The sequence below is a fragment of the Ensifer adhaerens genome (genome assembly GCF_002940685.1).
Lineage (GTDB): Bacteria > Pseudomonadota > Alphaproteobacteria > Rhizobiales > Rhizobiaceae > Ensifer > Ensifer adhaerens_E.
The window spans coordinates 317,697-333,045 of the sequence record NZ_PNFP01000006.1; the positions used below are offsets into that span (position 1 = coordinate 317,697).

At 63.3% G+C, this 15,349-nt stretch carries 17 protein-coding genes; 2 read left to right on the forward strand and 15 right to left on the reverse strand.

The features are described 5' to 3' along the window. Positions 1-31: 31 nt before the first annotated feature. Together folD and C1A35_RS14400 are read right to left on the reverse strand one after the other, a co-directional pair. Positions 32-931: a bifunctional methylenetetrahydrofolate dehydrogenase/methenyltetrahydrofolate cyclohydrolase FolD gene (folD, locus tag C1A35_RS14395; protein WP_104664975.1), complete on the reverse strand. Its 900-nt coding sequence runs from the start codon at positions 929-931 to the stop codon at positions 32-34. Positions 932-1,182: 251 nt separating this feature from the next. Beyond that, on the reverse strand, positions 1,183-3,180 hold the full coding sequence (locus C1A35_RS14400) for a GumC family protein (protein ID WP_104664976.1): 1,998 nt from the start codon (positions 3,178-3,180) through the stop codon (positions 1,183-1,185). A gap of 268 nt (positions 3,181-3,448) precedes the next feature. Between C1A35_RS14400 and C1A35_RS14405 the strand changes: the two genes are divergently transcribed. Continuing rightward, entirely contained in the window at positions 3,449-4,714 is a 1,266-nt protein-coding gene (locus C1A35_RS14405) for a lipopolysaccharide biosynthesis protein (protein WP_104664977.1), read from the forward strand. Positions 4,715-4,730: 16 nt separating this feature from the next. Here the strand turns inward: C1A35_RS14405 and C1A35_RS14410 are convergent, their stop codons facing one another. Genes C1A35_RS14410 through C1A35_RS14420 form a run of 3 tightly spaced genes read right to left on the reverse strand, consistent with a single transcriptional unit; the run spans position 4,731 to position 7,680 of the window. Continuing rightward, positions 4,731-5,609, reverse strand: coding sequence for a DUF6492 family protein (locus C1A35_RS14410; protein WP_104665072.1), 879 nt, complete (start codon positions 5,607-5,609; stop codon positions 4,731-4,733). A gap of 11 nt (positions 5,610-5,620) precedes the next feature. Continuing rightward, on the reverse strand, positions 5,621-6,436 hold the full coding sequence (locus C1A35_RS14415) for a WecB/TagA/CpsF family glycosyltransferase (RefSeq protein WP_234822865.1): 816 nt from the start codon (positions 6,434-6,436) through the stop codon (positions 5,621-5,623). Next, entirely contained in the window at positions 6,433-7,680 is a 1,248-nt protein-coding gene (locus C1A35_RS14420) for a glycosyltransferase family 4 protein (protein WP_234822866.1), read from the reverse strand. The genes C1A35_RS14415 and C1A35_RS14420 overlap by 4 nt, the downstream gene beginning before the upstream one ends. A gap of 139 nt (positions 7,681-7,819) precedes the next feature. On the opposite strand from C1A35_RS14420, the gene C1A35_RS14425 reads away from it, so the two are divergent. Next, positions 7,820-8,809, forward strand: a complete 990-nt coding sequence (locus C1A35_RS14425) for a glycosyltransferase family 2 protein (protein WP_104665074.1) — start codon at positions 7,820-7,822, stop codon at positions 8,807-8,809. A gap of 69 nt (positions 8,810-8,878) precedes the next feature. Here C1A35_RS14425 and C1A35_RS14430 read toward each other — a convergent pair whose 3' ends face one another. From C1A35_RS14430 to flaF, 10 genes are all read right to left on the reverse strand, one after another. Further along, on the reverse strand, positions 8,879-9,445 hold the full coding sequence (locus C1A35_RS14430; protein WP_104664979.1) for a hypothetical protein: 567 nt from the start codon (positions 9,443-9,445) through the stop codon (positions 8,879-8,881). After that, positions 9,445-9,813 carry a hypothetical protein gene (locus C1A35_RS14435; RefSeq protein WP_104664980.1) on the reverse strand — a complete coding sequence of 123 codons (369 nt, stop codon included), beginning with the start codon at positions 9,811-9,813 and terminating at the stop codon, positions 9,445-9,447. The genes C1A35_RS14430 and C1A35_RS14435 overlap by 1 nt, the downstream gene beginning before the upstream one ends. Positions 9,814-9,827: 14 nt before the next feature. Continuing rightward, entirely contained in the window at positions 9,828-10,382 is a 555-nt protein-coding gene (locus tag C1A35_RS14440; protein WP_104664981.1) for a rod-binding protein, read from the reverse strand. Positions 10,383-10,462: 80 nt separating this feature from the next. Next, positions 10,463-10,876 (reverse strand): hypothetical protein, encoded by a 414-nt coding sequence (locus C1A35_RS14445; protein WP_077962337.1) that lies wholly within the window; start codon positions 10,874-10,876, stop codon positions 10,463-10,465. A gap of 4 nt (positions 10,877-10,880) precedes the next feature. Next, entirely contained in the window at positions 10,881-11,633 is a 753-nt protein-coding gene (gene fliR, locus C1A35_RS14450; RefSeq protein ID WP_104664982.1) for a flagellar biosynthetic protein FliR, read from the reverse strand. Further along, positions 11,630-13,717 (reverse strand): flagellar biosynthesis protein FlhA, encoded by a 2,088-nt coding sequence (gene flhA, locus C1A35_RS14455; RefSeq protein ID WP_077962339.1) that lies wholly within the window; start codon positions 13,715-13,717, stop codon positions 11,630-11,632. The genes fliR and flhA overlap by 4 nt, the downstream gene beginning before the upstream one ends. Positions 13,718-13,849: 132 nt before the next feature. After that, positions 13,850-14,116 (reverse strand): flagellar biosynthesis protein FliQ, encoded by a 267-nt coding sequence (fliQ, locus tag C1A35_RS14460; protein ID WP_065783014.1) that lies wholly within the window; start codon positions 14,114-14,116, stop codon positions 13,850-13,852. Between the two features lie 7 nt (positions 14,117-14,123). Continuing rightward, positions 14,124-14,534, reverse strand: coding sequence for a flagellar hook assembly protein FlgD (flgD, locus tag C1A35_RS14465; protein WP_034800748.1), 411 nt, complete (start codon positions 14,532-14,534; stop codon positions 14,124-14,126). Then, the gene (gene flbT / locus C1A35_RS14470; protein WP_104664983.1) at positions 14,525-14,974 is read right to left on the reverse strand and encodes a flagellar biosynthesis repressor FlbT; all 450 of its coding nucleotides are present in this window, start codon (positions 14,972-14,974) and stop codon (positions 14,525-14,527) included. The genes flgD and flbT overlap by 10 nt, the downstream gene beginning before the upstream one ends. Next, complete coding sequence (flaF, locus tag C1A35_RS14475) at positions 14,971-15,318, reverse strand: flagellar biosynthesis regulator FlaF (RefSeq protein ID WP_034800744.1); 348 nt, start codon at positions 15,316-15,318, stop codon at positions 14,971-14,973. Before flaF ends, flbT begins: the two co-directional genes overlap by 4 nt. Between the last annotated feature and the right edge of the window lie 31 nt (positions 15,319-15,349).

The following is a 15,349-nucleotide window of genomic DNA, read 5'->3' on the forward strand; positions in this document are numbered from 1 at the left end:
GACGCGTCTCGTCATTCGATCCGAGCCGGCATCAGAAGCGCGGCGGCTTGCGGCCGGCCTTGCGGTGTGCGGCAATTACCGTGTTTGCCATCAACATGGCGATCGTCATCGGTCCGACGCCACCCGGCACGGGCGTGATCACGCTTGCTACCGCGGCCGCCTCAGCAAAAGCGACGTCACCAACCAGCTTGGATTTGCCCTCGCCCTTTTCCGGCGCCGGCACCCGGTTGATGCCGACATCGATGACTGTCGCGCCGGGCTTGACCCAATCGGCCTTCACCATCTCCGGACGGCCGACGGCGGCGACCAGGATATCGGCATTGCGGCAGACGGCCGGCAGATCCTTGGTGCGCGAATGGGCCGTCGTGACCGTCGCATTGGCGGCCAGCAGCAGGGCCGACATCGGCTTGCCAAACAGGTTCGAGCGGCCGATGACGACGGCGTTGAGACCCGAAAGATCATCGCCGTGGGTCTGGCGCACGAAGACCATGGCACCCGCCGGCGTGCAGGAAACGAGACCGCCTTCGAGATCGCCGGTTGCAAGCTTGCCGGCGTTGACGACGTGCAGGCCGTCGACGTCCTTTTCCGGCAGGATCGACTGGATGATCGGCTCGGAGTTCAGGTGCTTGGGCAGCGGCAACTGCACGAGGATGCCGTGGATGGAGGGATCGGCGTTGAGTTCGGCGACGAGTGCGGCAAGCTCCTCCTGCGTGGTGGTCTCCGGCAGCGTGTGCTGGATCGACAGGAAGCCGCATTCCTTGGCCATCTTGCTCTTGGAAGAAACATAGGCATGGCTTGCCGGATCGTCGCCGACGATCACGACGGCGAGACCTGTGCGAACGCCGGCATCCGTTTCGAGCGCACGGGTCGCGGCCTTCACGCTTTCGATCACCGAAGCAGCGACCTGCCTGCCATCAATCACAGTCGTCACGGCATGTTCCTCCTGGCTTCCTGTTCACGCGGCACACTCTAGTTCGCCCGGGAAAAGGCGATGGCCTCAAAGCGCCCTATGCTGTCCCAAACGCATAAATGCAAGAGGCGGCGGCGAGGTTGGCTGCCGTTTCGCGTGCCCCGACGATATTTCCTCTCAAGACTGAGGGGTGAACGTGGTTTCGCCGAAAGCCGTGAGGTCTCAGCCTCACAAGCCGTTCGCGAATGGAGCGTGCCTCTCCGCCCGTCGTATCAGCGACGCGCGAGCTTCTGGCGGGAATAGTGCTCGACCCGGGACCTGAGCGCGCGCAGGCCTTCCTGGACCTTGGCGATGTCGGCGTCATCCTCGTCTGCGTCCTGCGACACCGGTCGGGCCGCGTGCGGCTCCGGCGCTACGCTGCGGCGCGCGACGGCGTAGGCAGCGCTCAGCGACTGCGCATGGTGCGCAGCGGGACTGAACTGCGGCGGCAGTTCGAGCTTGACTGAGGCCGGATCCGTTTGCGGCGGCTGGCGCCGCGCCGGCTCGGGGCCGCCATCGGGTTCCGGCGGCTCGGGCGCCCGATCGTCCTCGGCCTTGCCGGCTGCGGGGAACAATCCGTTCAAGCTGCGATAGATGCCGAGCAGCACGCCGAGGCCAAGGCCGGCAATGAAGCCCGCCATCGTGGCGGCAATCACGATGATCTTGCGGGAGGGGCCCTTTGCCTGCAGCGCCGGCTCGGCCTTGGAGATCACCCGGATGTTCTTCGCGGTCAGCTTTTCCTCTTCGCGCGTTTCGCCGGCGCGTTTCAGGAAGGATTCGTAGATTTCGCGGGTCGCCGCCGCTTTTCGCTGCAACTCGCGCAGCTCGACGAATTCGGCGGAGCTATCGATCTGCCGTGCCTTCTGCACGGCAAGTTGCCGCACCAGATCCTGTTCCGTTCGCTGGGCGCGGTCGAGCTCGGTTCCGGCCGCTGCCGCGATCCGGCGCAGCTCGTTGGCGATCTCGGAGCGCGACGCCTCGAGCGCCTGCTGCACGGCGATGCGCTGCGGGTGGCGTGGCCCGAGGCTCGCGTCGAGGGCGCTCAGCTGCGCCCGGGTCGCGGCATATTGCTTGCGCAGTTCGGAGAGCGCCAGCGAGTTGATTTCCTCCGGATAGGCGCCCGTCAGGACATCGTTGAGCTGCACCTTGCCGGAAGCTTCGGCCTTGGCCTTCGCTTCGGCGATGCGATTGCGCGCGGCAGCGACCTGGTCACTGAGACTCAAGAGCTGCTTGTCAGCGATCAGTTCACCGCCGGCGCCGACGATATCGTTGCTCGCCTTGTAGTCTTCGACGGCTTTTTCGGCCGCGTCGAGCTCAGCCTTCAGCTCCTTGATGCGGGCGTCGAGCGCAACGGTCGTCTTCTGGAAGAAGCCGGATTGTGCCGCCGCCTCCTCGCCGAGGAACGTCTCCACCAGCCGGTTGGCGATCAGTGCCGATTTCTCGGGATCCCTGGTCTTCGCCTCGACGGTGACGATGAAGGTCTTCGGATCGCGCCAGACCTGAATGGCCTCGCCCATCGTCTTCAGGACGCGCGCGGACGCATCGCCACCGGACGTCCTGCCCGCGAACTCCGCGTCGTTTTCCAGATCCAGGCTGGCCGCGACCTTTTCCATGACCGTTCGCGAGCGCAGCACTTCGAGCTGGCTGTCGAGCAGGGCGAGAATGCCTTCGGTTGCGAGCGATTGCTTCGACAGGTCGGAGTCCGTCAGCCGCACCTCGCGCGGATCGACATAGAGCTTGCTCTCGGACACGAAGACGCTCGGCGTCGACAGCGCCAGCAGAACGCCGCCGACCGCGCCAAGCGCCGTGGTCGCGAGTATGATCTTGCGAAGCTGCCAGACCGCGCGCAGCACGGTCTTGATGTCCACGAGCGGGCGGTCGCCGGCGGCCTGCAAATCGGCCGCAGCTGTCGCCGCGGCACGGTCCGGCGGTCTATCGGCCAGCCAGCGCGCAAACTTGTCACGCATGCCGTCGAGGCCCGATTGGCCGCGTGCAGCCGAAGCCCTGCCTTTCGGCCGCGTCGTTTCACCGGATGTTTGCTGCCCCTCGAAGCGGCCTTCGCCACGCGTCGCTGCGCGATCGGCTGACCCTGCGGGTCCGGACAGTCGGTCGAGCAAGGACGAACCGGCGCGCGTATCTCGCGCACGCGCCTGCTCACGCGCGTCGTCGGCTGCAAAATCGAGCAACGATGCACGCGGAACCGGGCGTTTCTCGTCGTCGATGTTGAACATGACTGATCCCGCGGCTGCCGAAACGGCGAATTCCGAATAGTGAAGCCAACCTAAGGAAACATGGAAAACAAATCGTTAACTTCCCTGCAAACGCGGGCGCGGACGACGTGATCTCACGCCTTATTAAGCTTTCCCGCCTATGACGGAAGGACGAGCGCAATTCCAGGAGACCGCTTTGCAGGCCCTTTCCTTGGAACTGTGAGAAATCAAGGAGATAGAGCGTTTCCGTCGACAGTGACGAGGAGACGCGCTACCGGAAACGTCGGCCGTGCCCCATCGCGTCAAAGCGCTTTATCTCCGCCACCGGGCGCTCATCCACGCCTACCTCTCGATGACCGGAGGCTCGGCAGGCCGGCTCGTGCTTTCGCTGGTCTATTTCATCGCCGTCGCCAACACGCTCGCGATCGCCGACTTCGGATTGTTCGCAACGGCATCCGCTGCCGGCATCATGATATCGCGCGTGCTTGCTTTCGGCTTCATGTCGCCGCTCTATCGCGTCGCGACCGTGAAGCCGCTGCTGGTCGGCACCTATAGCGCCGGCTTCCTGGTCGGCGCAGTACTTTCTTTGCCGCTGATCGCGATCATCTGCGCGATCACCTTCCTCGCCCTCTTTTCCCTCGACATGGCGGCAGGCACCTTCGCGGCCTTCATGCTTGCCGAAATCCTCTGCTGGCGCGGGCTGGAGACCGCGGTCATCGTGCTGAACGGCCTTGGCCGCTTCGGGCGCGGGGCTCTGCTCGTGGTGATCGGAACGGCGATCCGCACCGGCGCGGCCCTCCTCCTTGCCTTCCTTCCCTGGGGTACACTTGAGGCCTGGTCCTACTTCTACCTGCTTGCGAATGCGCTCGGCCTCGCGGTCGCACTCCTCTGGTTCTATCCGCGCGTTCGCCTGCGCTGGCAGCCCCGGCTCTACTTCCGGCGGTGGGCGGATTCCGTGTCGGTCGCCGGTGCCGAAGTGCTCTTTTACATCCAATCGGAATTCGATAAGATCGCCGTGCTTGCGATCGGCGGGCCGGCCGTCTCGGGCCTCTATGCCATCCTGATGCGGCTCGCAGACCTGACGGCGCTGCCCGTGCGGTCGTTCAACACCCTGCTTGTCCAGCGCATCATGCGAACACCCGAGGCGATTGCCCGCTGGCGTGTCCGGCTGGCGATCGAACTCCTGGTCGCGCTTGCATCCTTCGCAGCCATCGCGGCCATGGCATTCTACCTATGGGTCTTCCCGGATGGCCTCGGGCGCAATGTTTCGGCCGCTGCCCCGATCGTCGCGATGATCCTGCTCGTGCCCTCGTTCCGCAACCTGATCGAGTACCACTCCGAACTGCTCTACGCGACCGGCCGCACGGTGCGGCGCATGCTCAACCTCATGATTGCCGGCATCGTCAAGGTGGGTCTGCTGGTGCTGTTGTTGCAGACGACGACCGACGTCGCGACCTGGGCGCCGGCGCTCAACGGGATCTTCCTCGTCCTCTACGCGCTCTCGTTCGGGCTGACCTACTCAGCGCTCAGGAAGCCGACCGAACGGGTCATCTGAAAGATGAACGCCTAACTCAGGCCGCGAGTTCAAACACCGCCCGGCGGATATCGTCGAGGTCGTGGCCGACGAAGGACTGCACACCGATGCCGATCTGGTGGGGCGCCATATCCTTCAGAAACGCCCTCAGACCGGAGAGATCCTGGCGGTAGCTGTCTTCGAACCAGAGCACATGGCAGAGCGCGGCATCGGAGGGAACATGCCCCTCCCCGCCCAGAACCTCGTCGACGAAACGGCCGTAGATCGTGCATTCGGAAAAGGCGCGCGTGCGTGTGACGGCCCGTATCCAGCTCCTGCCGTGCCGCGCCTCGATATGCTCAAGCAGCTTGCGGCAGGTATCGGTGCGCCAGGCGATCAGCGTGTTGATGTAGTCGTTGGCCGGCAGTGTATACGGGCCGATCCCGAGCAGCCGGTCGGAATGGGCGAGCCATTCGAGATGGTTGGAGCGCATATGCCGATCGATCGCCCCGTCCTTGCGGTAGAGCGTCAGCCGGTCCGCCTGCCAGAGGCTTGTGGGATCGAAGGGGCGCAGGAAGACGACATCGGAGTCGACCGCGAACATCGCCGGCTCGTCGATGTGGCGGGCGAGCGCCAGGCGGCGAAGCTGCTGGGCATGCCAGCCGCGCAGCGGCAGTCCGAAGGGGCTGAGCCACAGCTTGCGGCGACCGCCGGACAACGGATCGGTAACCGGGTGCAGCCACCAGGGCAGAAGATCGCGTTCGCTGATCACCTGGCGCCTCGAGCCTTCCAGTTGCCGGAACAGCTTAACGTCAAACTCGGCAACCAGCAGATAGTGGCGCCAATCGCCCAGAAGCTGGCGGTCCATGCTTTCGCACATCAGCCGGCAGCGTTCGAAGTCGTTCGAATAGGACGCTGTGACAATGGCTGTGCGCATGGTCTGACCGTTCACGATGTTCCCGTCCGCAGGCTGGTGTCGGCGGCGCTTTCCCGCGCCCGCCCCGACAGCTTGTGCCAGAGGACGTGAAACAGGAAAAGCGGGTTTCCGAGGACATAGCGACGCCACATGCGCCGCGGCTCGACCGCCAGGCGGAAGAACCATTCCAGCCGCATCCGGCGCAGGAACTTCGGCGCCCGCGGAAAGGCTTCCGCGACGAAGTCGAAGAGCGCGCCGACGGTTATGACCAATCGGGCGTCCTGCGGCCCGACATGTGCATCGACCCATTTCTCCTGCCTGGGGCTTCCCATCGCCACCAGCAGGATGTCGGCGTCCAGCGCCCGAAGATCGGCGAGCACCTGCTCGGAGCGGTCACGATCGAAGAACCCGTCCGAAACGGGAACAAACTCGTGCCACGGCGCATGCCTGCGAAAATTTTCGGCCGCGCGCGCCAGCACCGTCGGCCGCGCGCCGATCATCGCGACGCGCAGCGGCCGTTCGACGAAGGTCAGCAGCGCCGGCACGAAATCGGTGCCATTGAGATTGGCGGGAAACATGCTGCCGTAAAAGAGAAAGGAGGCAATATCGACGCCGTGACCGTCGGGAAAGACGACTTGCCGGCTGAGGACCTCGCGGTACGCGCCGTCGCGCATCATCAGGTTGGCATTGTTGGCGTTGAGGAATGCGAGGGTCGTTTGCCCGCCCGGCCGCGAAAGGATGTCGGCCGCAAAGGCAAACGCGTTCTCCCAGTCGAAATCGACCACCGGCATGCCCAGGATAAGGCGCCTGGAAATGGCGGCGTTCGCGCCGGCGGCCGTCCTGGTCACGATCGCCCCCCGTCATGGAGCTTCAGCTCGGGCGGAACCGACAGTGGCTCGGCTGCCGCGCTGTGGCCAAGGCCAGCGAGCACATTACGCATGACCCGCATCAGCCGCGCCTTCTGGGCGCGATGGAAGAGCGCCCCGTCGAGACGCTGGCGGTCGCCGCCGCGCACCCGGGCAACCTTGTCGATCAACAGGCGCGCAAACTCCGCCGGATCTTCGGCCGCCGAGCAGTTTTCCGGAAGCGCCTCGATGCCGCGCAACGACGCCTGTGTCGCCACCGAAGGCATACCGAGTTCGAAGGTCTCGATGCTCTTCAATTGCACGCCCGTGCCGCCACGGCTGATGAGCGGTATGACGGCGCTTTCGGTAACGAAGGCGCGGGCGTCCGGGACCCGCCCGACGAAACGAACGCCGGGATGGGAAACCGCGGGCATGCCGTCCATCTGGCCGGCAACGGCGATCGAGAAGTCCTGCGGCAGATGCGGCACGACCTCGGCGAGAAACCAGTCGAGCCCCAATCGGTTCGGCCGCCAGCTCCAGGTCCCGATCAGGCCGAGATCCTGACGCAGGTCAGGCTCGACGGTCGGTGCTGCGGCCGCCTCCCAACCGGTCACCAGCGGCAGCACGAAGGCCCGATCGCTGACGGCGCGGCCGAAACCGAAGCGATCGGCTTCGGCAAACGTCCAGACGGCGACCGCATTCTGCGCCAGCTTCTGTTCGTAGCGTTCAAGATATTGCGCTTCGCGCCGAAACAGGAAGCGCTCGACCGTACCGCCTGCCCGTTCGGCACTCTCGAAGGCGGAATCCGCCTCGACATTATGGGCGACATAGATCGACGGATAGGGCCGGAAGACCTGCTGAAAGGCGGCCGGCAACTGCACCGAGTTGAGCACGAGGCCATCGAACGGGGCGAGGCTCTCCAGGAGAGACTGGATCCGGCTTGCCGGCACCACAAGCATCTTGCCTGACGAGACCGTCGTCCGGTTGAGGAAGGCGGTGGCGAGCCAGCTCAGCTTCTGGAGCGTCCCCACCTTGGCGTTGGTCACCTCGAGTTCGCCGAGCAAATGCATGTCGCAATCGGGCGCAGGCAGGTGTCCCGGCTGAAGAAAGCCGACGACGCTGACCCGGTGACCGAGCGCACGCAGGCCGTCGAGCACAGCCCGGTTGGCGATGTCGAAACCGGACGCCGGACTGGCGACAGGAACGAGCGAGGAGACCAGGACCAGATGCATTTTGCCACGCGTCATGAATGGAACTGGGCCTTCTTTAACAGCATGGGGTGAAGGAGCGCTTAAAGACCCCTTTCAAAATCTGCCGCCAGGGTTCAGCATCTGTTTAGGAAGATTTGCTGTATTGCGCTACAATTTTGCTCTTACAGGTTTCGCCATGACGACGACCGGCCAGGACATTTCCGTCTACTTCCGCACGGAGCTGGAAGACGCCGGCGACATCGAACTCGTCGTCGTGCTGCCGACGTTCCGCAGGCCGGAACATGTCGTCAAGACTCTGAAAACCATTGTTTCCCAGAGGCCTGACATCTCCTACGCCACGGTCGTCGTCGAGAACGACGCCGAGGGGCTGGCCGGTGCTGCGGCGGCAAAGGACTTCTTCCTGGGGCATCCTTCGGACTCCGTCGTGATCGTCGCGCATCAGCGCGGAAACTGCCACGCCTACAATGCCGGCTGGTCGACCGCTCTCGAAACCTATCCGAACCTGAAGGCCATCGCGATCATCGACGACGACGAAGTGGCGGCGCCGGAATGGCTCGATTGCCTCATCGCGGCACAGGAGGCGACGGGCGCCGACATGATCGGCGGCCCGCAGCTACCGGTCTTCGAGGGCGATGGCGGGCAGAAGTGGAAGCGTCACCCGGTTTTCACGCCCCATTATGATGCGACTGGCCCCGTGCCCATCCTCTATTCCTCCGGAAACGTGCTGGTCACGCGAAGGGTGCTGGACGCGATGCCGCGACCTTTTCTCGACCCGGCCTTCAACTTCATCGGTGGCGGCGATGCCGATTTCTACAGCCGCTGCAAGGAGCAAGGCTTTTCCTTCGGCTGGGCGACAGACGCCTGGGTTGCCGAAACGGTGCCGGCCCGCCGCACCAGCGCGTCCTGGATCAGGGCGCGCAGCCTCCGGAACGGCGCCATCTCGACGATGCTCGAACATCGCCGCGACCCCAGCTTCAAAGGACGGCTGAGGACCTTCGGCAAATCGCTGGCGCTGCTTGGCGCATCGGTACCGCGCGGCCTGGAACTGTGGAACAAGAGCGGGCTGGCGGCGGCGGGACTATACCACTTCTATGTGGCGATCGGCCGACTGATGGCCGAACTCGGCCTCGTCAACGAGCAATACCGCACCCCTGAGAAGAACTGACGACGGAGCGTTCCCGCCGACGGCATACGGCCGAGCGGAGACCCGCCCGGTCGCCCTTCGCCATGCTCATCAGTGCGAGCTGCTTGCCTTGACGGCGCCTTCCGGCAGCTTGTCGCTGGCGACATTGCCGTTCTTGTCGGTGATCGGGACCGGCTTTTGCCGCGGCACGTTCTGACTGTTGGCGACGCGCTTGACGTCCTCCTTGGTCAGGTATTCGAGCTGCTCGACGAGCACTTCGGTAATCACCTCTTCGCCAAGCTTCTTGTTCAGGCCGTCCTTCACCGTCGTCTTGAAGGTGGGCAGGTCGAACGTACCGGTGTCGGCGATATCGATGAATTTCGAACCGACGAGCAGATCATAGAGCTCGTCGGTGACCAACTGGCGCAGCGGCGCGCGGAGATTGTTGATCCCCTCCTTGGTGGCGGAGAAGGAGAGCTTGGTCAGGAAATAACCCTGAACGGAACCATCCCTGATGACCGGAATGGTGATCATCTCACCGGGAACATATTGCTCCGATGCGCGCCGGGCGGCCTCGCCGTCCGGGACGGCGGGCGCCGACGCACTTTGCATCGAGAAATAGACCGATCCGAGCGTGACGGCGCAGACCCAGATCCCGGTGAAAACGAGCTTCAGCATCAAAAATCGCTATAGCGGAACTGCGCTTCCGAGTAGATGCCGTCCGCATCGGCATCCTGGGCGGCGGTCTTCAGGAGGTCGACGACGGCGCGAACCGCCTCGAGATGGGCTTCGACCTTCTGCGAATTGACAGACAGCTTCTCGCGCAGGTGAAGTGCATGCGAGGAGAAGGCCGAGGAAGATTCGCCCGGCAGCATGTCACGGTGCAGCATCGTCAGTTCGTAGAGGCAGCGGCTCTTGTGCGCGTTCGATGTCTTGATATCGAATTCCGGGTCGACGCCGATGCGGCTGTTCTCGTTGTCGAGGATCATTTCCAGGCGGCCGAGCACGTTCTGGATCCGGACGTCATTGGATGCCAAAGCTTCCATGGATCAACTCCCAATTAGGCTTGCTTGTTCTTGTCGTCTTCGGTGGTAAAGCCGGTCAGCGTCTTGCGCTCGTATTCCTGCACGAGGCTTGCGGCGAGGTTCAGGCTGTTGCCGTCGAGCGATGCCTGGACCCGCTCGGACGCATCTGCGCCCGCGAGCTGGTCGGCGATACCGATGCCACCGCTCTTTGAAATCACGTCACCGATCTGTTCGGCCATCATGCTCTTCCAGATGTCACCGGCGTTGCCCTTGCCGAAGACGTTCTCGCTGTCGGTCGGCAGCATCGACTTCACGAAGTTCTGCAGCACCATGGCCTCGAACTTGCGATAGGTTTCCGGAATCTTCTTCTGCTCGACGCGGTTGTTGATGTCGCCGAGCCCGCTCGATCCTTCGGGCGAGAGATTGAGAACGTTGACGGCGGCAGCAAAGCCATTGCCGTTTTCCGCCAGGCTCGTCGCCTTGAACGCGGCACGGTTGGCCTTCAGGCGCGCCTGCGCTTCCTGCACTTCGGCGGGGTCGGCGGCGCGCACGACATCCATCACCAGATCGCTGGGCGGAGAGATGGCCATGACGAATCCTCTCAAAATCGAGCCTGGGCATTGGTCGGACCGGGTCAGCTCCGCCATCGGAGCAGACCGGCAATGACGCACTATCGCCCGTCAAGCTTACCGGAAGCTGGCGCGTTGCCCGTAACGTGTTGATCGATCAGGTCGTAGATGGAGTTGTCGGCCTCTTCGCGGTCCTCGGACTGGCGCGCCTCCTTCATGTTTTCCTCGAGCCGGTCGGCTTTCGCGCGCTCCCTCAGCATGCGCGCCTCGTGCGTTTGCTGGATACCGTGCAGCATCTGGTCCTTCTGCACGAGCCGCCCGATCTGCGAGGAATAGTGGCCGGAAAACATGCGATGCATCGGATGAGCCGACCCCATGGCGTCGACGACGACATCGATCGTCTCGGCCAGGGCTTCGCGCTGCCGCACCATCTCGACGTAGTCGGCCTCCGCCATCTGTTCGAGATGACGCTGGACCGCGACCAGGCGCTTGAGTTTCTGCGAGCGGGTCTTCATGCGGCTATCCTCCCTGCATGACCGGGGCGAAACCGTCGCCGAAGAGACGCAGCATGGCGGCGATGCCGAGATAGAGCAGGAACATGCCGCCCATGATCAGATAGGGCTGCGAGATGAAGTAGATCGGGATCTGCGGCGCCAGCTTGTTCACCATGCCGATCGCCACGTTGAAAAGCAGGCCATAGATGACGAAGGGGCTCGCAAGCCTCAGCATGATCATGAAGGTCTGGGCCAGCGAATCCGTGAGCGTGATCAGCACCCCTTGCGGGTCGAAGGCGGTGCCGATCGGCATGGCGCGATAGGATTGCACGATCGCCTCGATCATCACGTGATGGAAATCCAGCATGAAAAGCACCATCAGGCCGGCGAAGCTGATCAGGCTGGTCACCTGGTTTTCGGGCGTGTCTTCGATCACGTCCGGCGAGGGCGGCGAGGCAAAGCCCATCAGCGTGGTGATCACCGTGCCGGCGAACTGCAGTCCAAGGACGTAGTAGCGGGCGACAAGGCCCATGACCACGCCGACGGCCGTCTCGGCGGCGATGAGGTAGATGTAGGTGTGCCCCTTGCCGGTCACCTGCGGATAGATGTCCGTCCACATGACGGGCAGGATCGCCATGGAAACCGCCACGGCGATGAACAGCCGCACCTGCATCGGAACGCGCGCGCTGGAGAACCCGGGCATGATCATGATGCAGCCGCCGATCCGGCAGAAGGCCGCGAACAGCGCCAGCACCGTGCCCTCCGGGTCGGTGATCATGAAATGGAGCCGATGATCTTGATCTCGAGGCCCTTGGCAAGCTCGACATGCGAGAGCACGGGCAAGGTGGCAAAGAGGCGTTCGATGATCATGCGCACATAAGAACGGGATTCGGGCGAACTTACCAGTACGAAGGGCATGCCGCGATCGAGATGTTCACGGATAACTTTCGTCGCCTGTTCGCTGAATTCCTCGAGATGGCGCGGGTCGATGTCGAACTCGACGACCTCGCCCTTGGCGTCGCGCTTGAGCGCCTGATGGAAGACCATGTCCCACTTGTTGCCGAGCCTCAGGACCCTGAGGACCCCGTTGTCGGCGAGGTCACCGCAGAGCTGCTGCGACATGCGCACGCGCACGTGCTCGACGATCTGCTCGGTCTTGCGCACATGTGGCGCGAGTTCGGCGACCGCCTCGAGGATCAGATGCAGGTTGCGGATCGAGACGCGCTCGGCCAGCAGCAGCTTCAGCACGGCCTGCAGGCCGGAATAGGACATGTGCGAGGTGCAGATCTCGTCGGCAAGCTTGCGGTATTCGGGATCAAGCCGCTCGATCAGCACCTTGACGTCCTTGTAGGAAAGCAGGTGCGGCAGGTTGTTGCGGATCACCTCGCTCAGGTGCGTCAGCACCACGGAGACGTTGTCGATGGGGTGGAAGCCCTCGCGCTTCAGGTCCTCGGTGAAGGTCTCGAGGATCGAAACCGCCGGCATGCCGAAGGCGGGTTCGCGGATCTCGTCGCCGGGCACGCTCGGCCGGCGGCCGCCGCCGGTGACCACCAGGACTTCGCCGACGCGCACGGTGTTGGACGCAATCGTCGTGCCGTGAATGCGGATATGGTAGGCCTTGTCCGGGATGCTGATATCGTCGGAGACCTTGATTTCCGGAATGACCAGGCCGTATTGCCCGGCAAACTTGCGGCGCATCTTGCCGACGCGGAAGGCCAGTTCCTGGTGCGCGCCGAGCAGGCGGGTCGAGACCTGCTTGCCGAGAAGCAGTTCGATCTCGGCGGTCTTCAGCACCGACTTGACGGAGTCCTGTTCGCCTTCCTTGGTCTGCTGGACTTTCGCGGCTTCCTCCGCGCGCCGGGCAGCGTTCGCCGCTTCGATCTGGCGCGGCACGAGCCAGCTCAGGAACGCCATGCCGCCGCCGAGAACGGCAAACGGCAGGAACGGAAGGCCCGGGACCACGGACAACAGAATGATCAGACCGGAGGCGACCATCAGCGCCTTCGGGTAGCCGCCGAGCTGACCGACGACGGCCTGGTCGGTCGAGCCGGCGGTGCCACCGCGCGACACGAGCAGGCCGGCCGCCAGCGACACGATGAGGGCCGGGATCTGCGAAACGAGGCCGTCACCGACCGACAGCTTAACGAAAACGTCGGCCGCTTCGCCGATCGGCATGCCATGACGCAGGTAACCGATGATGATGCCGCCGAAGATGTTGATCGCGGTGATGATCAGGCCGGCGATGGCGTCGCCGCGTACGAACTTCGAGGCACCGTCCATGGCGCCGTAGAAGGAGCTTTCCTCTTCGAGCTCACGCCGGCGGCGCTGTGCTTCCTTCTCGTCGATCAGGCCCGCCGACAGGTCGGCGTCGATCGACATCTGCTTGCCGGGGATCGCATCGAGGGTGAAGCGCGCGCCGACTTCGGCGATACGCGTCGCGCCCTTGGTGATGACGATGAAGTTCACCGTGATGAGGATGAGGAAGACGATCAGACCGATGACGAAATCGCCGGACATGACGAGGCTGGCAAAGCCGGAAATGACGCCGCCGGCAGCGCCGTGGCCCTCGTGGCCGTGCGAAAGAATGACGCGGGTGGTGGCGATGTTCAACGCCAGGCGCACCATGGTCGAGATCAGCAGGATGGTCGGGAACGAGGAGAACTCGAGCGGCCGCTGGATCCACAGCGAGACCATCAGGATCAGCACGGAAAAGGCGATCGAGAAGGCCAGTCCCATGTCGATGAGGAACGGCGGGATCGGCAGGAAGAGGATCGACAGGATCGCCACGATCCCGAGCGCGAAGCCGACGTCCCGGCCCTTCGGTGCCACTTTCGGGATGATCAGCGCTGCTTGTTGTGCCATGTCTCTTCCGTCTCATCATGAGATCAAGGCAGCATTCACACGCGCTGCCCCACTATAGAGACGGAGATAGCGGTCCAAGCTTGCGCGAGGGTTTCACACCGCAGCTTGAGAACAAGCCTTGGCGCTGCCGCATCAGAATCCGGACTGGATGCGCGAGAAGACGATGTCGGTGAAGATGGAAATCTGGGCGCCGATAAAGGGCGCGGACACGGCGACCGTGATCATGACGGCGAGAATCTTCGGGACGAAGGTCAGCGTCATTTCCTGGACCTGGGTCAGCGCCTGGATGAAGGCGATGACGACGCCGACGACCATGGCGGCGAGAACGGCGGGCCCCGAGGCCACGATCACGGTCCAGATCGCGGCCTGCACGATATCGAGGGCATCCGCCTCATTCATGGAGTTATCACTTCACCTTGACGCCCGGGCCGATAACAAGCTCCTTGCCGTTATCCAGCACCGCAATGATTCCGTCAGAGTATAGTTTCACTTCCTTGACCACGCCAGTGGTCTTGCCGTCTTCGCTGGTGACGGTGCGCCCGATGACGGCGTCGGCTTCGCTCAGCGACGTGCGCTGCAGCAGGCTTTCAAGGTTCTTGTTGGTCTTGATCGTCTGCTCCACCTGCGAGAACGTCGCAAGCTGGGCAATCTGCTGCGTCGCATCCATCGGCTGCGTCGGGTCCTGATTCTTCATCTGGGCGACAAGCAGCTTCAGGAAGCTTTCGTAGTTGAGCGATGCCTTCGCGGCGTCGCCGCCCGAATCCTGTGCGGAAACGTTGGGGGTGTAGCCGTTATTGCTGACGCCGCTTACCGCCATGGTGCGATCTCCTTGCGAATCTGCTCGACTGTCGCCGGCGTGATTTCCTGCGTGTTGAGAATGCGGTCTTCGATGGCGTAGAGGCCGCGGATCGCCTTGAGCGCTTCGAAGGCGCGGCCGTTGGTGACGAGGCCGTCGACGCGCTTCAGCTCCGCCAGAACCTCTTCGTTCTTGAAGCAGTTCAGCAGCATGACGACCGACTTGCGGAACATCGCGGTCGACTGTTCGGCGCCTTCCGGATTGATGAGGATCATCTGCGCGATGAAATAGAGCTGCTTCAGCGGCGTCGTCGCATCTTCCGGCTGCAGCACATGGTTTTCGAGCAGGAACGTCACATCGTTCAGGAACTCGACCGCAACCTTGCGGTCCACGCGCAGCACCGCGCCGTTTACAAAAATCCGTTCGCCCGACTTCAGCGAAATACGCAGTGTGCTCTTCATTTCAGTCCATCCCTGATGATGGTGGTAATGTCAATTATGCCCTGGAAGTTGGAGGATTCGCGTTTGCGGATCTTCTCCGTCTCGTTGAGTATCCAGATGGCGATCGAAATCAGATTGGCGCGCAGCTCTTCGTTCAGCTGGTTCTCCGGAGCGCGCAGATCCTCGATGAAACGGATCCACAGGCGCCGGGTAAAATAGATGGCCTCGATGGCCTCCCTCGAATACCCTTTCTGCTGTTTCGCTGCTTCCATGAGCGCGATCGAGCGATCGAGTACCTGCCGTTCTCGATTTTTGGAGTCGGCAACGCCGTCCTCCATAATCTCGGCATAGGAAAATTGGTACATTCAGACATCCTTCATGTTTGTCCGGCTCCTC

Excerpts from the sequence above, each read along its gene's own strand:
- C1A35_RS14400 (WP_104664976.1), bottom strand. The coding sequence starts at position 3,180 with ATGTTCAACATCGACGACGAGAAACGCCCGGTTCCGCGTGCATCGTTG.
- C1A35_RS14410 (WP_104665072.1), bottom strand. The coding sequence starts at position 5,609 with ATGCGCACAGCCATTGTCACAGCGTCCTATTCGAACGACTTCGAACGC.
- C1A35_RS14420 (WP_234822866.1), bottom strand. The coding sequence starts at position 7,680 with ATGACGCGTGGCAAAATGCATCTGGTCCTGGTCTCCTCGCTCGTTCCT.
- C1A35_RS14425 (WP_104665074.1), top strand. The coding sequence starts at position 7,820 with ATGACGACGACCGGCCAGGACATTTCCGTCTACTTCCGCACGGAGCTG.
- C1A35_RS14430 (WP_104664979.1), bottom strand. The coding sequence starts at position 9,445 with ATGCTGAAGCTCGTTTTCACCGGGATCTGGGTCTGCGCCGTCACGCTC.
- C1A35_RS14435 (WP_104664980.1), bottom strand. The coding sequence starts at position 9,813 with ATGGAAGCTTTGGCATCCAATGACGTCCGGATCCAGAACGTGCTCGGC.
- C1A35_RS14440 (WP_104664981.1), bottom strand. The coding sequence starts at position 10,382 with ATGGCCATCTCTCCGCCCAGCGATCTGGTGATGGATGTCGTGCGCGCC.
- C1A35_RS14445 (WP_077962337.1), bottom strand. The coding sequence starts at position 10,876 with ATGAAGACCCGCTCGCAGAAACTCAAGCGCCTGGTCGCGGTCCAGCGT.
- fliR (WP_104664982.1), bottom strand. The coding sequence starts at position 11,633 with ATGATCACCGACCCGGAGGGCACGGTGCTGGCGCTGTTCGCGGCCTTC.
- flhA (WP_077962339.1), bottom strand. The coding sequence starts at position 13,717 with ATGGCACAACAAGCAGCGCTGATCATCCCGAAAGTGGCACCGAAGGGC.
- fliQ (WP_065783014.1), bottom strand. The coding sequence starts at position 14,116 with ATGAATGAGGCGGATGCCCTCGATATCGTGCAGGCCGCGATCTGGACC.
- flgD (WP_034800748.1), bottom strand. The coding sequence starts at position 14,534 with ATGGCGGTAAGCGGCGTCAGCAATAACGGCTACACCCCCAACGTTTCC.
- flbT (WP_104664983.1), bottom strand. The coding sequence starts at position 14,974 with ATGAAGAGCACACTGCGTATTTCGCTGAAGTCGGGCGAACGGATTTTT.
- flaF (WP_034800744.1), bottom strand. The coding sequence starts at position 15,318 with ATGTACCAATTTTCCTATGCCGAGATTATGGAGGACGGCGTTGCCGAC.